The organism is Streptomyces sp. NPDC002935 (assembly GCF_040611295.1).
Classification (GTDB): domain Bacteria; phylum Actinomycetota; class Actinomycetes; order Streptomycetales; family Streptomycetaceae; genus Streptomyces.
Map to the genome: position 1 here is coordinate 49,459 of NZ_JBEXNW010000047.1, position 16,214 is coordinate 65,672.

Annotated in this window: 13 protein-coding genes; 6 read left to right on the forward strand and 7 right to left on the reverse strand. The window is 71.4% G+C overall.

Features of this window, described 5'->3' with window-relative positions:
* The first annotated feature begins 63 nt into the window (after nucleotides 1–63).
* A complete protein-coding gene (locus ABZX90_RS39330; protein ID WP_355213140.1) occupies nucleotides 64–1,317 on the forward strand; it encodes a crosslink repair DNA glycosylase YcaQ family protein in 1,254 nt (417 codons plus the stop codon).
* Between the two features lie 26 nt (nucleotides 1,318–1,343).
* Here the strand turns inward: ABZX90_RS39330 and ABZX90_RS39335 are convergent, their stop codons facing one another.
* From ABZX90_RS39335 to mtnA, 7 genes are all read right to left on the reverse strand, one after another.
* Nucleotides 1,344–2,090, reverse strand: coding sequence for a response regulator transcription factor (locus tag ABZX90_RS39335; RefSeq protein ID WP_351130801.1), 747 nt, complete (start codon nucleotides 2,088–2,090; stop codon nucleotides 1,344–1,346).
* 205 nt (nucleotides 2,091–2,295) lie between these two features.
* Nucleotides 2,296–3,021, reverse strand: a complete 726-nt coding sequence (raiA, locus tag ABZX90_RS39340) for a ribosome-associated translation inhibitor RaiA (RefSeq protein ID WP_351130799.1) — start codon at nucleotides 3,019–3,021, stop codon at nucleotides 2,296–2,298.
* 282 nt (nucleotides 3,022–3,303) lie between these two features.
* Nucleotides 3,304–4,263 (reverse strand): ComF family protein, encoded by a 960-nt coding sequence (locus tag ABZX90_RS39345; RefSeq protein WP_355213143.1) that lies wholly within the window; start codon nucleotides 4,261–4,263, stop codon nucleotides 3,304–3,306.
* Nucleotides 4,264–4,493: 230 nt separating this feature from the next.
* Nucleotides 4,494–6,335, reverse strand: a complete 1,842-nt coding sequence (locus ABZX90_RS39350; RefSeq protein WP_355213164.1) for an LpqB family beta-propeller domain-containing protein — start codon at nucleotides 6,333–6,335, stop codon at nucleotides 4,494–4,496.
* Nucleotides 6,325–8,409, reverse strand: a complete 2,085-nt coding sequence (gene mtrB, locus ABZX90_RS39355) for an MtrAB system histidine kinase MtrB (RefSeq protein ID WP_355213145.1) — start codon at nucleotides 8,407–8,409, stop codon at nucleotides 6,325–6,327. Before mtrB ends, ABZX90_RS39350 begins: the two co-directional genes overlap by 11 nt.
* 1 nt (nucleotide 8,410) lies before the next feature.
* Complete coding sequence (gene mtrA, locus ABZX90_RS39360; protein ID WP_192582811.1) at nucleotides 8,411–9,100, reverse strand: two-component system response regulator MtrA; 690 nt, start codon at nucleotides 9,098–9,100, stop codon at nucleotides 8,411–8,413.
* 8 nt (nucleotides 9,101–9,108) lie between these two features.
* Nucleotides 9,109–10,254: an S-methyl-5-thioribose-1-phosphate isomerase gene (gene mtnA / locus ABZX90_RS39365; RefSeq protein ID WP_351130793.1), complete on the reverse strand. Its 1,146-nt coding sequence runs from the start codon at nucleotides 10,252–10,254 to the stop codon at nucleotides 9,109–9,111.
* A 141-nt stretch (nucleotides 10,255–10,395) separates the two neighbouring features.
* On the opposite strand from mtnA, the gene ABZX90_RS39370 reads away from it, so the two are divergent.
* The 5 genes from ABZX90_RS39370 to ABZX90_RS39390 are packed head-to-tail and all read left to right on the forward strand — an operon-like array spanning nucleotide 10,396 to nucleotide 15,997.
* On the forward strand, nucleotides 10,396–11,748 hold the full coding sequence (locus tag ABZX90_RS39370; protein ID WP_355213148.1) for a glycerophosphoryl diester phosphodiesterase membrane domain-containing protein: 1,353 nt from the start codon (nucleotides 10,396–10,398) through the stop codon (nucleotides 11,746–11,748).
* Between the two features lie 4 nt (nucleotides 11,749–11,752).
* Nucleotides 11,753–12,511 carry a DUF4129 domain-containing protein gene (locus tag ABZX90_RS39375; protein ID WP_351130791.1) on the forward strand — a complete coding sequence of 253 codons (759 nt, stop codon included), beginning with the start codon at nucleotides 11,753–11,755 and terminating at the stop codon, nucleotides 12,509–12,511.
* Nucleotides 12,508–13,698: a DUF4350 domain-containing protein gene (locus tag ABZX90_RS39380; RefSeq protein WP_355213150.1), complete on the forward strand. Its 1,191-nt coding sequence runs from the start codon at nucleotides 12,508–12,510 to the stop codon at nucleotides 13,696–13,698. Before ABZX90_RS39375 ends, ABZX90_RS39380 begins: the two co-directional genes overlap by 4 nt.
* Nucleotides 13,698–14,687: a MoxR family ATPase gene (locus ABZX90_RS39385; protein ID WP_355213152.1), complete on the forward strand. Its 990-nt coding sequence runs from the start codon at nucleotides 13,698–13,700 to the stop codon at nucleotides 14,685–14,687. The genes ABZX90_RS39380 and ABZX90_RS39385 overlap by 1 nt, the downstream gene beginning before the upstream one ends.
* Complete coding sequence (locus tag ABZX90_RS39390; RefSeq protein ID WP_355213154.1) at nucleotides 14,687–15,997, forward strand: DUF58 domain-containing protein; 1,311 nt, start codon at nucleotides 14,687–14,689, stop codon at nucleotides 15,995–15,997. The genes ABZX90_RS39385 and ABZX90_RS39390 overlap by 1 nt, the downstream gene beginning before the upstream one ends.
* Nucleotides 15,998–16,214: the final 217 nt, after the last annotated feature.

The window sequence follows — 16,214 nt, forward strand, 5'->3', positions numbered from 1 at the left end:
GCGCCTCCTGGCACCGTCACCCGGCCCGCACCCGTTGTCAGTGGCACCGCCTAACGTGTGAGCATGACGAGTCTCCCGCGTCCCGCCACCGAACTCTCCGCGGACGAAGCCCGCCGTATCGCCCTGCGGGCCCAGGGTTTCCTGGGCGTCCCGGACCGCAGGGCGGGCGTCCGCGGAGTCCTGCGTCACCTCGGCGCGGTCCAGCTCGACACGATCTCCGTCCTCGCCCGCTCCCACGAGCTCATTCCGTACGCCCGTCTCGGCGCCGTCGGCCGCAGGGCCGTCGAGCAGGCCTACTGGACGTCCGCACCGGCCGCCGACACACCCCCGGCACCGCACGCCTTCGAGTACTGGTCCCACGCGGCCTGCATCCTGCCCGTGGAGGAGTGGCCCCACTTCGCGTTCCGCCGCCGCGCCTACCGCGCGCGTCCGCACTGGAACCACGACCTGCCGGACGGCGCCTACGACCAGGTCGTCAAGCAACTGCGCGCCGAAGGCCCCCTCACGGCCACGGACTTGGGCGGGGCGAAGAAGACCAGCGAGTGGTGGGACTGGTCGGGCACCAAGGTCGCCGTCGAGCGCGCGCTGATGTACGGCGAGGTGGTGTGCGTGGAGCGGCGCGGCTGGAAGCGGGTCTACGACCTCGCGGAGCGTGCCATCCCGAAGTTGCTGCTCCACGACGAGCTGGACGACGCGGAGTGCCTGCGCCGTCTCGTCCGTCTCGCCGGCCAGTCCCTCGGCGTCGGCACCCGCGCGGACATCGCGGACTACCACCGGCTCAAGGGTGAGCAGGTCGACGCGGTGATCGCGGACTCGGGCCTGGTCCCGGTGTCGGTGGAGGGCTGGGGCAGGCCCGCCGCCGGGAAGGGCGGCGCCCGGAGCCTCGGCGGGAGACCGGCGGGAGACGCGTGGGCGGACCCGGCGGCACTGGAGACGGCCCCGCGCGGTCGCCACCGTACGACGCTGCTGTCGCCGTTCGACTCCCTCATCTGGGAGCGGGCGCGCACGGAGCGGATCTTCGATTTCACGCACCGCCTGGAGGCGTACACGCCCAAGCCGAAGCGGATCCACGGCTACTTCGCGATGCCGGTCCTCGCCGGCGGCCGGCTCGTCGGCCGGGTGGACCCGGCCCGGGAGGGCCGCACGCTGGTCGCCAAGCAGGTCACCGTGGACGGCGCCAAGGCGGTCCCGGCGGTGGCCCAGGCCCTGGCGGAGGCCGCGAGCTGGGTGGACTGCACGGATGTACGGGTCGAGCGGGTGGACGCACCGGAACTGCGCGAGCCGCTCATCGGGGAGCTCGTCCGCGTCCTCGGGTGAGAGCCGGCGGAGTCCTCGGGTGACGCCTAGCGGATCTCGAGGATCTTCTCCCGCATCGCGTACACCACGGCCTCCATCCTGGAGTGCAGCTGCAGCTTCTCCAGGATGTTGCGCACATGGTTCTTCACGGTGTTCTCGGAGATGAACAACTCCTTGGCGATATCCCGGTTGTTCATTCCCGTGGCGACGAGCTTGAGGACCTCCAGCTCGCGATCGGTGAGCCGCGGCGCGGGCACCAGCCGGCGCTCGTCCGTCCGCTGGATCATCGACTTGAACTCGGTGAGGAGTTTCGACGCCATCGAGGGGCTGATCTGCGACTGCCCGTCGGCCACCGCGCGAATGGCCGTGGCCACCTCGTCCGTGGAGATCTCCTTGAGGAGATACCCGGTCGCACCCGCCTTGATCGCGTCGTAGAGGTCGGCCTCCTCGTCACTGATCGTCAGCATGATGATCTTCGCGCTGGGGGCCACCTCCTTGATGGAGGTGCACGCCTCGATACCGCCGCGCTTGGGCATCCGTACGTCCATCAGCACGATGTCGGGCAGCAGGTCGGCGGCCTTGTCGACCGCCTCGGCCCCGTCACCCGCCTCGCCGACGACCTGGATGTCCTCCTCGGCCGCGAGCACGATCTCCAGACCGCGGCGGAAGAGGGCATGGTCATCCACGACAAGGACCCTGATGGGCTCCTTGCGCGAAGAGCCCACGCCCAGGCCGGTGGCGACAATGCCGTCGTCGGCATCACCGCCACGCATCGGTCCGAAGCTGTCCGCCATCGTTCCTCCCCCTGAAGGCCGTGGCCCGTGTTTCTGTGCCATCGCCAACCCAAGGCAACGGCCCACCGGTTGGGCCGGTGCGGCCATGATTCCATGCCCGGACGTGCGCGCGGTGACATCGCGGGACGTGAAGTGGTCGCACACCGGTGCCCCTGGGGGCGCACTCGCGCTCCAGGGGCACCGGCTCAGCCGTCACCGGGGATGGTCAACCGCCGAGCGCGCCGCCCGGCGCGTCCGCCCCGCCCTGGGTGACCATCGGGTCCGTGCTGAGGTGGATGACGCCGTAGTCGTACGCGTGCCGCCGGTAGACGACACTGGGCTCCTTTGTCTCGGAGTCGACGAAGAGGTAGAAGTCGTGCCCGACCAGCTCCATCTCGTAGAGCGCCTGGTCGAGCGTCATCGGTTCGGCCACGTGGGTCTTCTCGCGGACGACACAGGGGCCTTCGCCCATGATCTCGAGAGAGCCGATCTTCTTTGTCGGCACGGCGTCCGGCTCCTCGTCGTGGACGACGCTGCCGTTGCCGTTCAGGGTCGCGGCACCCGGGACGACGTCGGCGACCTCTGCTGCCGAGATCCTGCCGCTGCCGCGGCGGGTGTAGCGCTTGTCGTGCTGCTTGCGCAGCCGGGCCTCGAGCTTGTCCGCGGCCAGGTCGAGTGCTGCATACGCGTCGCTTGCCGCTGCCTCCGCCCGGATCACCGGTCCGCGGGAGTGGAGCGTGATCTCCACTCGGTCACTGCGGTCGGCCTGTCGGGGGTTGGGCTCCTTGGACACCTCGACGTCGAGGCTGATCACCTTGCCATCGAGCTTCTGGATCTTCTCCAGCTTCAGCTTCTCGGCCACGTGCTTGCGGAACCGCTCGGGCACCTCGGTCTTGCGGCCCTTGACGACGATGTCCACGCAGAACTCCGTTCCCGGATAGCCCCGCTCCACTGGCGGAGCATCTCCCTTTTGCACCAGGCCCCGGTGAGCACCGGAACCTCGGACTCGGTGACTTTCACCTCCTCCTCCCCCAAGGACAAGATCTCCACCCCACCGATGCGGGTGATTGCTGAAAACCCGCGACACGGCATTCGGATGTGCGAGGTAGGGCCTGCGCCATTGCCTCACAACCGAACATATCTCGCCCGGACGGATGTCGTCACCCTCTACTGAGACGTACCTCCGTTCAGGTGAATTGACCCACTCATTACCTGCAACGATGCAAGTTCTCGGTCAGTTCCGGTTTATTTCGAAGGCGTCCGGCGACGCAGCGATCACGGCCGAGCTGACCGTGTCACCGTTCGTCCCTCCGGCCTGCTCCCTACCCGCGAATCGCCCGTACCCCTCCGCCTGTTCCGCCCTCTCACCCGTCCATCGCACAGCCCGTTCCGCCCTCTGGCCCGTCCATCGCACCGCCCGCACGCCCGACTGCGCGGCCCGTACGGCCCGCGCCGCCTCCGTCAGCGACGCCCCCGTCGTCATCAGGTCGTCCACCAGTACGACTCTGCCTCCTTCGGCCAGCAGCCGCTCGCCCCCGGCGACGACCTCCAGGGCACCCGCCAGATTCTCCAGCCGCTGCCGGGAGTTCAGCCCGGACTGGTCGGCCACGGCGCGCCGCTGCCTCAGCACGCCGAGCACCCGGGCAGGTGTTCCCGTGCGCCGCAGCTCGCCCGCCGCCGCGAGCGCGATCCGCCGCGCCGGATCGTGCCCCCGCGCCCGAACCGCCGTCCGCGCCGACGGCACGGGTACGAGCAGCACAGGCCCGCATCCTGTTCCGAGCCCCGGGACCACCGAACCGACGGTCTCCGGTCCCTCCCGCTCGCCCCACGCTTCCCCCTTCCCGAGCCTCAGCCGCCCTTGCCAAGCCGTGGGCCGCCCGGCCGGACCAGGACGTCGTACCGGCCGCAGACCCGCCCGCACAGCCCCTGCGAGGGCCGCTCCCAGAGGTGCCGCCAGTGCCAGCGCACCCCGTTCCTTGTGGGCGAGCAGCGCGGCCCGCACCTCGTCCCCGTAGGGAGCCGCCGCGTGCACCACAGGCAGCCCCGCCGGCTCGGGTACCGGTCGCACCCGGCACGGAGCGGCCCCGCTCAGGGCGGCACGGCACTCAGGGCAGAGCACCGTGCGAGGCCTTCCACAGCCTCCGCACTCGGCCGGCAGCACCAGATCCGTGAGGTCCTGCCACCACCTCCGCATGGCCACCACTGTGCCAACGCCCGGCCCGCCCGGCCACCCCTGTGGATAACCGCCTGTGGACAACTCCCCGGAGCGGCCGTACACGGCTGGACGGCAGGGCGGGCAGACGGCGGAGAGGACGGGCGGCGGGGCGGGCGCACGGACCGCCGGCGAACGTACGGACCGACCCCGGACACAGCGGCGGGCCCGCCCGGTGACCGGACGAGCCCGCCGACGCAGAACACACGGCGCTACCCGGGATAGACCGGCGCCGTCCCGTCCTGGACCACCTTCTGCCACTGCTCCCCCGCCGACAGCCGCACGATCCCGTCCGTCTCCGAGTACGCCACCAGCGGCAGCTGCTCGTCCTCGGACGCGGCGATCTCCTTGACGTTGGCCAGCGCGGAGGGCGAGGTACCCATCGGAGTGGAACCGTCGACCTGGACGTAGCGCATCTGCTGCACGCTGCCCTTCTCGCTGCCGACCACCACGAGCCGGCTGTCCCCCGCCCATGACATGGCCGTGACCTCCTCCAGCTGGGGTGCCACTGATCCCAGCTCGAAGACGGACGCGCCGCGCGGCTCACGGGGCTTGGACCGCTCGATGCGCCCGATCTGCAGCGAGCTCTTGCCGTCCTTCTCGACGATCAGCGCGATGCGCACGCCGTCGGCGGCCACCCGCACCGCCTCCACGCGCCCGTCGAGCAGCGGCGTCTCGACGACGATCGGCTCGCCCGCACCCTTCTGCAGCAGAAGCAGCCGGGGGTTCTCCGGGTCGCGGTCGGCCACCCACAGGTCGCCCTGCGCGTCCCAGCTCGGCGTCGTCAGCCGGTCGTCCGCCGTCTTGCCCTGGCTCCGCACCAACGGCTCGCCGAGCGAACCGCCCGACACCAGCGACCCGACGTACAGGTTCCGGCCGTCGGCCGACACCCCGGCCGCGCTGGTCTCGTCGCGCGACACCGCGGCCGCCCGCAGCTTCTTGCCGCCCTCGCCCAGCGCACCGGGCACCGGCTCGGGCGTCTTGTCACGGTTGCCGCTGGGCATCCGTACGAGCCGCTGCTCGTGGTCGATGAAGTACTGGTCCGGGTGCTGGCCCGTGACGTGCGAAGCGACGTCCTTGGCCCCGGCCTTGGCCAGCACGCACAGCTGTGAGCCGTCCGACTTCTGGAGCTCCACCTCGTCGACGCCGGTGGGGGTCAGGTCCTGGAGGGTGAGGAGGAGTTGGGCCGCCATCTGGCGGCACTGCGGGCCGCCGACGTGGTCGGCCTTCGCGTTCAGCGGCACGGTGACCCTGTTGCTGTCGTCGGGCGACAGCGACGTGTCGCGGTCCTTCAGCTCCGTGCCCGAGGGGAAGCGCGACCTGACCACGGGGGCCAGCCAGCTCGTCGGCCCCTTCAGGAGCGCCCGCACGATCTGCGTCATCGGGTCGACCTGCGCGCGCACATAGACCGGGTCGGCGACGGTCCCCAGAGGACGGCCGCTGCCCGAGGTCCCGTTCGACGCGTAGAAGTACTTGTTCACGGACACGTAGTTGCGCTGGAAGTCGGACGTGCCCATCAGCACGCCCTGCGGCAGCCCGTCGATGCGCCACTGCTTGTTGCTCTTCAGCCTGGTCAGGTGCACCGACCCGCTGTACGCGCCGGAGTCCGGCGAGTAGGCGTGCCGGTCGTCCACCCTGGCGACCTTGCTGCCGCTCAGCCGGAACACGACGTCACGACTGCCGTCCTTGGCCTCCGAGGGCAGCCCCACCGAGTTCGGGGCGTCCGCGAGGACCGTCGTGGAACGGTACGGATCCCACGCCTTGCGGGCGCCGTCTGTGAGGTACTTGCCGGCCGTCTCGTACTTGGCGTCGTCGCTGGTCAGCGCCTCGAGGAAGCCCTGCACGATCTCCGTCGCCGAGGCGCCGGGATGCGGCGGCATGGCGTAGACGCGGACCTGCGAGTCCTGGCGCGGCGTGGACTCCACCCCGCGCAGATCCCCGCTGTCCGGCATCGAGGCGCACCCCGCCAGCAGCAGGGCTCCACAGCCCACATACGCCACGACGCGCACCGGACGGCGTCCGCGGACGCCGCTCCCCCCGCGGTCAGCGCCCACGAAATGCCTCCCCATGTCCGAGCTCCTCCGGCGTCTCGCCGTCCCGCCCCCGCTCCTGCGCGGTCCGTTCCCGGCCGGTGCCGGATGTCTCCTCCTGGCGGCGCACGGTCCCGGCCGGCCGGGGCACCACGCGCGCGCCGTTGCCCGGCAGCGCCGTCGGATCGGCCGTGGGCGACACCCCGGCCAGCCGTGGGGGCATCTGCCCACGCGGCGGTATCGGAGCCGTCGCGGCCCCGGGCTGCTGCACGGGCACCGTGGCGAGCTTGGCACCGCCGCCGTGCGGCAGACCGGCGTCGTCGAGTCCGCGGTTGCGCCGGGAGTCTTTGGGTTCCAGCGGTATCGGCGATCCCCTGAGGGGTTCGTCGGCCGTCCGCGGCAGGGTCAGCCGGAACTGCGAACCGCCGCCCGGCTCGCCCCAGGCCTGCAGCCAGCCGCCGTGCAGCCGCGCGTCCTCCAGGGCGATGGACAGCCCGAGACCCGTGCCGCCGGTGGTACGCGCGCGTGCCGGGTCGGCCCGCCAGAAGCGGCTGAACACCCGGGTCGCCTCGCCGGGCTTGAGCCCGACGCCGTAGTCGCGGACCGCGATCGCGACCGCTCCGCCCGCCGCGGCGAGCCTGACGACGACGTCCTTGCCCTCGCCGTGCTCCACGGCGTTGACCACGAGGTTGCGCAGCACCCGCTCGACCCGCCGGGCGTCCGCCTCGGCGATCAGCGGCTGCTGGTCGCCGACGACGCGTATGTGCGTGCCCTTGCGCTCGGCGAGCGGCTCGGCTCCGCCGACCACCCGTCGTACGACTTCTCTGAGGTCGATGGCGTCGGCCTCCAGCGCCGCCGCACCCGCGTCGAACCGGCTGATCTCCAGCAGGTCCGCGAGCAGCGTCTCGAACCGGTCCAGCTGGTCGGCGAGAAGTTCGGCCGACCGCGCGGTCACCGGATCGAAGTCCACGCGCGCGTCATGGATGACGTCGGCGGCCATCCGCACGGTCGTCAGCGGTGTGCGCAGCTCGTGCGACACGTCGGACACGAACCGTCGCTGCATCCGCGAGAGGTCCTCCAGCTGCTGGATCTTGAGCTGGAGGTTCTGCGCCATCTTGTTGAAGGCCTCGCCAAGACGTGCGATGTCGTCCTCGCCGGTGACCTTCATACGTTCCTGGAGGCGTCCGGCGGAGAGCCGCTCGGCGATCCCGGCCGCCATCCGCACCGGTGTGACGACCTGGCGCACCACGAGCCAGGCGATGGCCCCGAGGAGCACCACGACGAACAGTCCGGCCGTCGCGAGCGTTCCCTTGACCAGGCTCAGCGACTTCTCCTCCTGCGTCAGCGGGAAGAGGTAGTAGAGCTGGTACGCGTCTGCGTTGGGGTCGTTGACCTGCTTGCCGATGACCAGAGCGGGCTGGGATTCCCGGCCGTCCTTGTAGACGACACGGGTGTAGCTCTGCGCCGCCGCGGTGCTCCTGTCGACCCGGGCGCGCAGATTCTCGGGCACGCTCACCGTCGGGTCGACCTGGCCGGAGTACCGGGGCGCGAGGCCGCCGCTGCCGTTGCCCGACGCGGTGGAGTTGAGCGTCACGACGTCGAACGCGCCCTGTCCACCGCTGGACAGGGACACGACGAGGTCGGTCATCCACTGGCTGACGTTCTTGGACGGGCGGCCGTCCGCGGTCGGGCCGTCGTCGCCGTTCGCGGTCGCCCCGAAGTCCGCCTGCTGCTTGGCCGCCGCGAACCCACCGGTGGCCTGGCTCTGCGAGGCCTTCACCTTGGCGTCCAGCAGGCCGTTGCGCACCTGTCCGATCACGACGAAGCCGAGCAGCAGGACGACGCCGAGGGACATCAGCAGCGTCGTCGCGACGATCTTGAGCTGGATGTTGCGCCGCCACAGCCGCATCACGGGTAGCAGCGGACGACGCACCCAGCGTATGAGCAGCCGAAGGACCGGGCTGCCCTGGACTCCGCCCTGGAGCAGCCCTCCCTCGAAGAACCGTTCCCAGCGTGAACCCGTCATCTTTCGGCCGACAGGCCGCTCCGAACGGTCCCCCTGCTCAGCGGGCGCCGAAGCGGCACTGTCCCGTGACATGTCAGCTCGGTCCTGCCTTGTAACCGACACCTCGGACGGTCACCACGATCTCCGGACGCTCCGGGTCCTTCTCGACCTTGGAGCGCAGCCGCTGGACGTGCACGTTGACCAGACGGGTGTCCGCCGCGTGCCGGTAGCCCCACACCTGCTCCAGCAGGACCTCACGCGTGAACACCTGCCACGGCTTGCGCGCCAGAGCGACCAGCAGGTCGAACTCCAGCGGCGTCAGCGCGATCGACATGCCTTCCCGCTTCACAGAGTGACCGGCGACGTCGATGACGAGATCGCCGATCGACAGCTGCTCGGGTGCCGGCTCCTCCGAACGGCGCAGCCGCGCCCTGATCCGTGCCACCAGCTCCTTTGGCTTGAACGGCTTCACGATGTAGTCGTCGGCGCCCGATTCGAGGCCGACCACGACATCGACGGTGTCGCTCTTCGCCGTGAGCATCACGATCGGCACCCCGGACTCCGCCCTGATCAGGCGGCATACCTCGATGCCGTCCCGTCCGGGCAGCATCAGGTCCAGGAGCACCAGGTCGGGCTTGGCATCGCGGAAAGCGGCCAGCGCCTTGTCGCCGTCGGCTACGAAAGACGGCTCAAAACCTTCACCACGCAACACAATGCCGAGCATCTCGGCCAGTGCGGTGTCGTCATCGACGACAAGGACTCGTCCCTTCATAAACGACATCATCCCATTAACTAAATCGTTACCTGGCGTGACAAGTCACACAGCTCGGCGAGAGCCTCAGCCGTCACGGGCGAAACAACGCCCTCTTCGGTGACGATCGCCGTGATCAACTCCGGCGGCGTCACATCGAACGCCGGGTTGTACGCCTGGGTCCCCAGGGGTGCCACAGGTATACCGCCTCCCGCCTCGACCCCCACCACCGGCACCTGCGGTGCTGTGATCTCGGTCACTTCATGACTGGCGCGCTGCTCGACCTCGATGGATGCTCCGTCCGGCGTGTCCGGATCGATCGTCGTCACCGGCGCCACCACGATGAACGGCACGTGGTGGTACCTGGCCAGCACCGCGAGCGGATAGCTCCCCACCTTGTTAGCCACCGAACCGTCGGCCGCGATGCGGTCTGCCCCGATCAGCACCGCGTCGACCTCTCCGGCCGCGAACAACGAGCCCGCCGCGTTGTCGGTGAGCAAGGTGTACGCCATGCCGTTGCGAGCCGCCTCGTACGCCGTCAGGCGAGCACCCTGCAGCAACGGCCGCGTCTCGTCCACCCAGAGCCGTCGCAGCTGCCCCGCCCGGTGCGCCGCGAGCGCCACCGCGAACGCCGTGCCCTCCCCGCCGGAGACCAGCGCCCCGGTGTTGCAGTGCGTGAGCACCCGGTGCCCGCCGCCCGGCAGCAGCTCGTCGAGCAGCGCCAGCCCGCGCTCGGCCATACGCGAGCTGGCCTCGGCGTCCTCCCGGTGCAGCGCCCGCGCCGCGGCGAGCGCCGCCGCGGCTGCCGCCTCCTCGTCACCGCCCCCGGAGAGCGCCGCCCGGTGGGCCGACCGCGCTCTGCGCACACCGGCCGCGAGGTTCACGGCGGTCGGCCGGGCACCGGCCAGCGCGTCGGCGGCCTCGTCCACGTCGAAGCCGCGTACGGCGGCGAGGGCGACGCCGTACGCCCCGGCGATCCCGAGCAGCGGCGCCCCGCGCACCGCGAGCGTGCGGATCGCCTCCACCAACGCGGGCGCGTCGGTACACACCAGCTCGACCTCCTCGGCAGGAAGCCGCGTCTGGTCGAGAAGGACCAGCACAGGGCCTTCGGGCGGCTCGTGCCAGCGGATCGCGGGTATCTCCGTCGGCCCGCTGTCCTCGCGGGATTGCGCGTAGTGATCAGCCATCCGCCCAGTCTGCCCCGTACCCCGCGGACAATTGAAGGTGTGCAGCCCATACGGGGGCCGGTCCCCCGCAGGGCACACCGTGGCACGATGGCTGCCAACCTGCCGCCGCGACCGCGGGACGGGCACCGTGAAGGAGCGACGATGAAAGACACTCCGGGCTGGGCCTCGCCCGGATCCGCCCCCTCCGGCGGAGAGGAGCCGGACCCTTCCGGCACCCCGCAACCCGCGGACCAGGGCGGAACGAACCAACCCGAGCAGCCCTCGAAGTGGTCCAAGGAGCAGCCCCCTCCCGCCCAGTGGTCCGCTCCCGGCACGCAAGGTCCCGGCGGGACCCCGCCACCCGCTCCGCCCGGTCCGGGCTGGGGCGGCCAGCACCCGGGCGGCCAGGTCGGCCCCGGAGGCCAGGGCGGTGGCCACGGCGGCTGGGGAGGCCCCGGCCACGGATACGGCAGCCCCGGTGGACCCGTCGGCTGGGGCGGCAACTGGGGCGGACCCCCGCCCGCCGCCAGACCCGGCGTGATCCCGCTGCGCCCGCTCGGCGTCGGGGAGATCCTCGACGGCGCCGTCTCGACCATGCGCACCTACTGGCGCACGGTCCTCGGCATCTCGCTGGCCGTCGCCGTCGTCACGGAGATCGCGGTCATCCTGCTCCAGGGCTTCGTCCTGGACAACAGCACCGACACGGACGCCCTCAACGACCCGAGCGCCACCTTCGGCGAGCTGAGCCGGGCCATGGGCGACACGATGCTGAACACCGGCGCCGTCCTGCTCATCACCCTGCTCGGCACCATCGTCGCGACGGCCCTGCTCACATCGGTGACCAGCCGCGCGGTGCTCGGCAAGCCGGTGACAACGAGCGAGGCCTGGCGGGACGCCCGTCCCCAACTGCCGAAGCTGTTCGGCCTGACCCTGCTGCTGCCGCTCATCGCCGTCGTGATCGTCGGCGTCGGCGCCCTCCCCGGTCTGCTCGTCGCTCTGGGCGGCTCGGGTGACGCCGGTGCCGCGCTGGCCGTCCTCGGCGGATTCGCCGCGAGCGCCGTCGCCCTCTGGCTGATGATCCGCTTCTCGCTCGCCTCTCCCTCCCTGATGCTGGAGAAGCAGAGCATCCTGAAGTCGATGAGCCGCTCCGCGAAACTCGTACGCGGCTCCTGGTGGCGGGTGTTCGGCATCCAACTGCTCGCCACGATCATCGCCAACATCGTGGCGGCGATCATCGTGATCCCCTTCGGCCTCCTCGCCGCGGCGCTGAGCGGCGACGGCTTCAGCGGCTTCGTCAACAACGCGGGCGGCGACCTCGGCTGGACCTTCCTCATCGTCAGCGGCATCGGCTCGGTGATCGGATCCATGATCACCTTCCCGATCACCGCGGGCGTCACGGTCCTCCTGTACATCGACCAGCGCATCCGCCGCGAGGCCCTCGACCTCGACCTGGCCCGAGCCGCCGGTGTCCAGGGCTACGGCACCGAGGCCACCGGCACCACACCGGGGAGTTGATGCGGTGAACGGGGCGGGGGGAGTTCTCACAGCGGTACTTGCATGGCCGCACACCGGCGCGACAGCCGTCCTCGCGCTGTCGCGCGGCGACGAACCACCGGTGACGATCCCGCGCGACCCCGCCCGGGAGGCGGCCAAACGCGAGCTGTCCAAGCGGATGTACCACGAGAACGACCCCGGCCTCTTCCAGCGCGCCCTGAACGGCTTCTGGGACTGGGTCGACAAACTGTTCGGCGCCGCCTCCGCCGCGACACCCGGCGGAACGCTCGGACTCGTCGCCATCGTCCTCGCCGTGGTCGCGGTCGTGGCCGCCCTGTGGTGGCGTCTGGGCACCCCCCACCGCGCCCCCGCCTCGTCCGCCACCCTCTTCGACGACCGCCCCAAGAGCGCCGCCGAACACCGCGCCGCCGCCGAGGCCCACGCCGCCCAGGGCCATTGGAACCAGGCCGTCCAGGAGCGGATGCGCGCCATCGTCCGCTCCTTGGAGGAACGCGCCCTGCTCGACCCGCGCCCCGGCCGCACGGCCGACGAGGCAGCCGCGGAGGCAAGCCGCACCCTGCCCTCCCACACGGACCGACTCCGCGCCGCGGCACGGGACTTCGACGACGTCACGTACGGCGGCCGGACCGGCGACCAGAGCGCGTACCAGCGCCTCACCGAGCTCGACCGCGACCTGGAGCGCACCAGACCCGTACTCACGGACAGCGCCCAGAGCACGCACCGGAACACGACCCGCAACAGCCGCCAGGGGGCCGCCTCATGACCGAGGCCACCCTCACCTCCACCTCGGCCTCGCCCACCGCCCGCCAGTTGTGGACCCGGACGCGGGGAATCGTCCTCGCGCTCGTCCTCCTGCTGGTGGCCGCCGTCGTGATAGCCGCGGTCCGCTCGGACGCCCGGCACGGCCGCCTCGACCCGCGCTCCGTCGACCCCTACGGCAGCAGAGCCGTCGCCGAACTCGTCGCCGCCCAAGGGGTCTCCACGCGCGTGGTCACCACCCTCGACAAGGCCCGCGCCGCGGCCGGCCCCGACACCACTCTGCTGATCGCCGCCCCCGACCTGCTGACCAAGCGCCAGCAGACGCTCCTGAAGTCGGCGACGGCGACCTCCGCCGGCCGTACGGTCCTGATCTCCCCCGGATCGCCGTCCGTCGGCACCCTCGTCCCCGGAGTCACCGCCGACCCCGCGGTCAGCTTCGACTCGACGCTCTCCCCCGACTGCACCCTGCCCGCCGCCCGCCGAGCGGGCAGCGCCGACACGGGCGGCATCCGCTACACCACCACCGACCCGGGCACCGACGCCTGTTACCCCAGCGGCGGACTGCCCACGCTCCTGCGCGTCCCGGCCCCCTCCACAAGCGGCGACACCGTCGTACTCGGCGCCCCCGACATCCTCTACAACGACCGCCTCGACGAGCAGGGCAACGCCTCGCTCGCTCTGCAACTCCTCGGTTCCCGCCCCCACCTGGTCTGGTACCTCCCCTCGCTCTCCGACGACTCGGCCACCGACGCGGGCGACCAGAGCTTCTTCGACCTGCTCCCCTCCGGCTGGCTCTGGGGCACACTGCAGCTCTTCATCGCGGCGGTCCTGGCCGCCCTGTGGCGGGCACGCCGCATGGGCCCCCTCGTACCCGAACGACTCCCCGTCGCGATCCGCGCCTCCGAAACCGCCGAAGGCCGCGCCCGCCTCTACCGCAAGACCAACGCCCGGGACCGCGCGGCCGCCGCTCTGCGCTCCACCACCCGCACCCGCCTCGCCCCCCTCATCGGCGTGCCCCCGGCCCAGGCGCACGCGCCCGAAGCCCTGCTCCCCGCCCTGTCCGCCCGCCTCGACGGCGACGGACAGGCCCTGCTCCCGCTCCTCTTCGGGCCGCCGCCCCACGACGACGCGGCCCTCGTCTCCCTCGCCGACCAACTCGACGCCCTCGAACGAGAGGTACGCATTTCATGATGGACCCGACCACTGACAACGCCGGGTACTCCGGGGATGCGGACACCGCCCGCTCCTCCCTGGAAGCCCTGCGCGCCGAGATCGCCAAAGCCGTGGTCGGCCAGGACCCCGCCGTGACCGGCCTCGTCGTCGCCCTCCTCTGCCGCGGACACGTTCTCCTCGAAGGAGTCCCCGGAGTGGCCAAGACGTTGCTCGTCCGCGCACTCGCGTCGGCGCTGGAACTCGACACCAAACGCGTCCAGTTCACCCCCGACCTCATGCCGAGCGACGTCACCGGATCCCTCGTCTACGACGCCCGCACCGCCGAGTTCTCCTTCCAGCCCGGCCCGGTCTTCACCAACCTCCTGCTGGCCGACGAGATCAACCGCACGCCGCCGAAGACCCAGGCGTCGCTGCTGGAGGCGATGGAGGAACGCCAGGTCACGGTCGACGGCACACCCCGACCGCTCCCCGAGCCCTTCCTGGTCGCCGCGACCCAGAACCCGGTCGAGTACGAGGGAACGTATCCCCTGCCCGAGGCCCAACTGGACCGCTTCCTGCTCAAACTGACGATCCCTCTGCCCTCCCGCCAGGACGAGATCAACGTCCTCACGCGTCACGCCGAGGGCTTCAACCCGCGCGACCTGCGCGCCGCCGGCTTGCGCCCCGTGGCCGGGCCCGCCGACCTCGAAGCCGCCCGCGCCGCGGTCGCCAAGACAGCGGTGTCCCCCGAGATCACCGGCTACGTCGTCGACATCTGCCGCGCCACCCGCGAATCGCCGTCCCTCACCCTCGGCGTCTCCCCGCGCGGCGCGACCGCACTCCTCGCCACGGCCCGCGCCTGGGCCTGGCTGACCGGACGCGACTACGTCATCCCCGACGACGTGAAGGCCCTGGCCCTACCCACGCTCCGCCACCGCGTCCAACTCCGCCCCGAAGCCGAGATGGAGGGCGTGACGGCCGATTCCGTCATCAACGCGATCCTCGCCCACGTCCCCGTCCCCCGCTGATGGCACTCACCGGACGCGCCGCTCTCCTGGCGGCACTGGGCGCACTCCCCGTGGGCATCTGGGAGCCCAGCTGGACGGGCATCCTGGCCGTGAACGCCCCCCTGGCCCTGGCCTGCGCCTGCGACGCCGCCCTCGCGGCTCCCGTACGACGTCTCCGCCTGACCCGCTCCGGCGACACCTCGGTGCGCCTCGGCGAGTCCGCGGACGTCACCCTCACCGTCACCAATCCGTCGAGCCGCCCTCTGCGCGCGCACCTCCGCGACGCCTGGCCGCCGAGCAGTTGGGAACCCGGCACGGAGGTCACGGCCTCCCGTCAGCACCTGACGGTCCCCGCCGGCGAACGCCGCCGCCTGACGACCCGTCTGCGCCCCACTCGCCGCGGCGACCGCCAGGCCGACCGCGTCACCATCCGCTCGTACGGCCCCCTCGGCCTCTTCTCCCGCCAGGGCAGTCACCAAGTCCCCTGGACCGTACGCGTCCTGCCCCCGTTCACCAGCCGGAAGCACCTCCCTTCCAAGCTGGCACGGCTCCGCGAACTCGACGGCCGCACCAGCGTGCTGACGCGCGGTGAGGGCACGGAATTCGACAGCCTGCGCGAGTACGTCCCCGGTGACGACACCCGTTCCATCGACTGGCGCGCCACAGCCCGCCGGACGACGGTCGCCGTACGCACCTGGCGTCCCGAGCGCGACCGTCACATCCTTCTGGTCCTCGACACCGGCCGCACCTCCGCGGGCCGCGTCGGCGACGCCCCCCGCCTCGACGCCTCCATGGACGCGGCCCTGCTCCTCGCCGCCCTGGCCTCCCGCGCCGGCGACCGCGTGGACCTCCTCGCCTACGACCGCCGGGTACGCGCCCTCGTCCAGGGCCGCGCGGCAGTCGACGTCCTCCCGTCCCTGGTGAACGCGATGGCCGGCCTGGAACCGGAGCTCGTCGAAACGGACGCCCGAGGCCTGACCGCCACAGCCCGGCGTACGGCTCCACGCCGCTCCTTGATCGTGCTCTTGACGAGCCTCGACGCGGCCCCCATCCAGGAAGGCCTGCTCCCCGTGCTCTCCGGCCTCACCCAGCGCCACACGGTCGTGCTGGCGTCGGTCGCCGATCCGCACATCGCGCACATGGTGAAGGCCCGGGGAAACATCGACGCGGTGTACGAGGCAGCGGCGGCCGCCCAGGCCGCTGCCGAGCGTCAACGCACGGCCGAACAGCTGCAGCGTCACGGTGTCACCGTCGTCGACGCCACCCCGGACAACCTGGCGCCGGCCGTCGCGGATGCCTACCTCGCCCTGAAAGCCGCGGGTCGGCTGTGAACAGCCACAGAAACAGAAAAGGCCCGGCCCACCGGGTCCGGGAAACAGTCCTGAACGAAACAGTCGTGAAGGAAACAGTCGTGAAGGAAACAGTCCTGAACGCAGAAAACCCCCGTACCGGATTTCCCGGTACGGGGGTTTTCTTCAAAATTTGTTCGGCGGCGTCCTACTCTCCCACAGGGTCCCCCCTGCAGTACCATCGGCGCTGTGAGGCTTA

Excerpts from the sequence above, each read along its gene's own strand:
- ABZX90_RS39330 (WP_355213140.1), top strand. The coding sequence starts at position 64 with ATGACGAGTCTCCCGCGTCCCGCCACCGAACTCTCCGCGGACGAAGCC.
- ABZX90_RS39335 (WP_351130801.1), bottom strand. The coding sequence starts at position 2,090 with ATGGCGGACAGCTTCGGACCGATGCGTGGCGGTGATGCCGACGACGGC.
- ABZX90_RS39345 (WP_355213143.1), bottom strand. The coding sequence starts at position 4,263 with ATGCGGAGGTGGTGGCAGGACCTCACGGATCTGGTGCTGCCGGCCGAG.
- mtrB (WP_355213145.1), bottom strand. The coding sequence starts at position 8,409 with ATGTCACGGGACAGTGCCGCTTCGGCGCCCGCTGAGCAGGGGGACCGT.
- mtrA (WP_192582811.1), bottom strand. The coding sequence starts at position 9,100 with ATGATGTCGTTTATGAAGGGACGAGTCCTTGTCGTCGATGACGACACC.
- mtnA (WP_351130793.1), bottom strand. The coding sequence starts at position 10,254 with ATGGCTGATCACTACGCGCAATCCCGCGAGGACAGCGGGCCGACGGAG.
- ABZX90_RS39370 (WP_355213148.1), top strand. The coding sequence starts at position 10,396 with ATGAAAGACACTCCGGGCTGGGCCTCGCCCGGATCCGCCCCCTCCGGC.
- ABZX90_RS39380 (WP_355213150.1), top strand. The coding sequence starts at position 12,508 with ATGACCGAGGCCACCCTCACCTCCACCTCGGCCTCGCCCACCGCCCGC.
- ABZX90_RS39385 (WP_355213152.1), top strand. The coding sequence starts at position 13,698 with ATGGACCCGACCACTGACAACGCCGGGTACTCCGGGGATGCGGACACC.
- ABZX90_RS39390 (WP_355213154.1), top strand. The coding sequence starts at position 14,687 with ATGGCACTCACCGGACGCGCCGCTCTCCTGGCGGCACTGGGCGCACTC.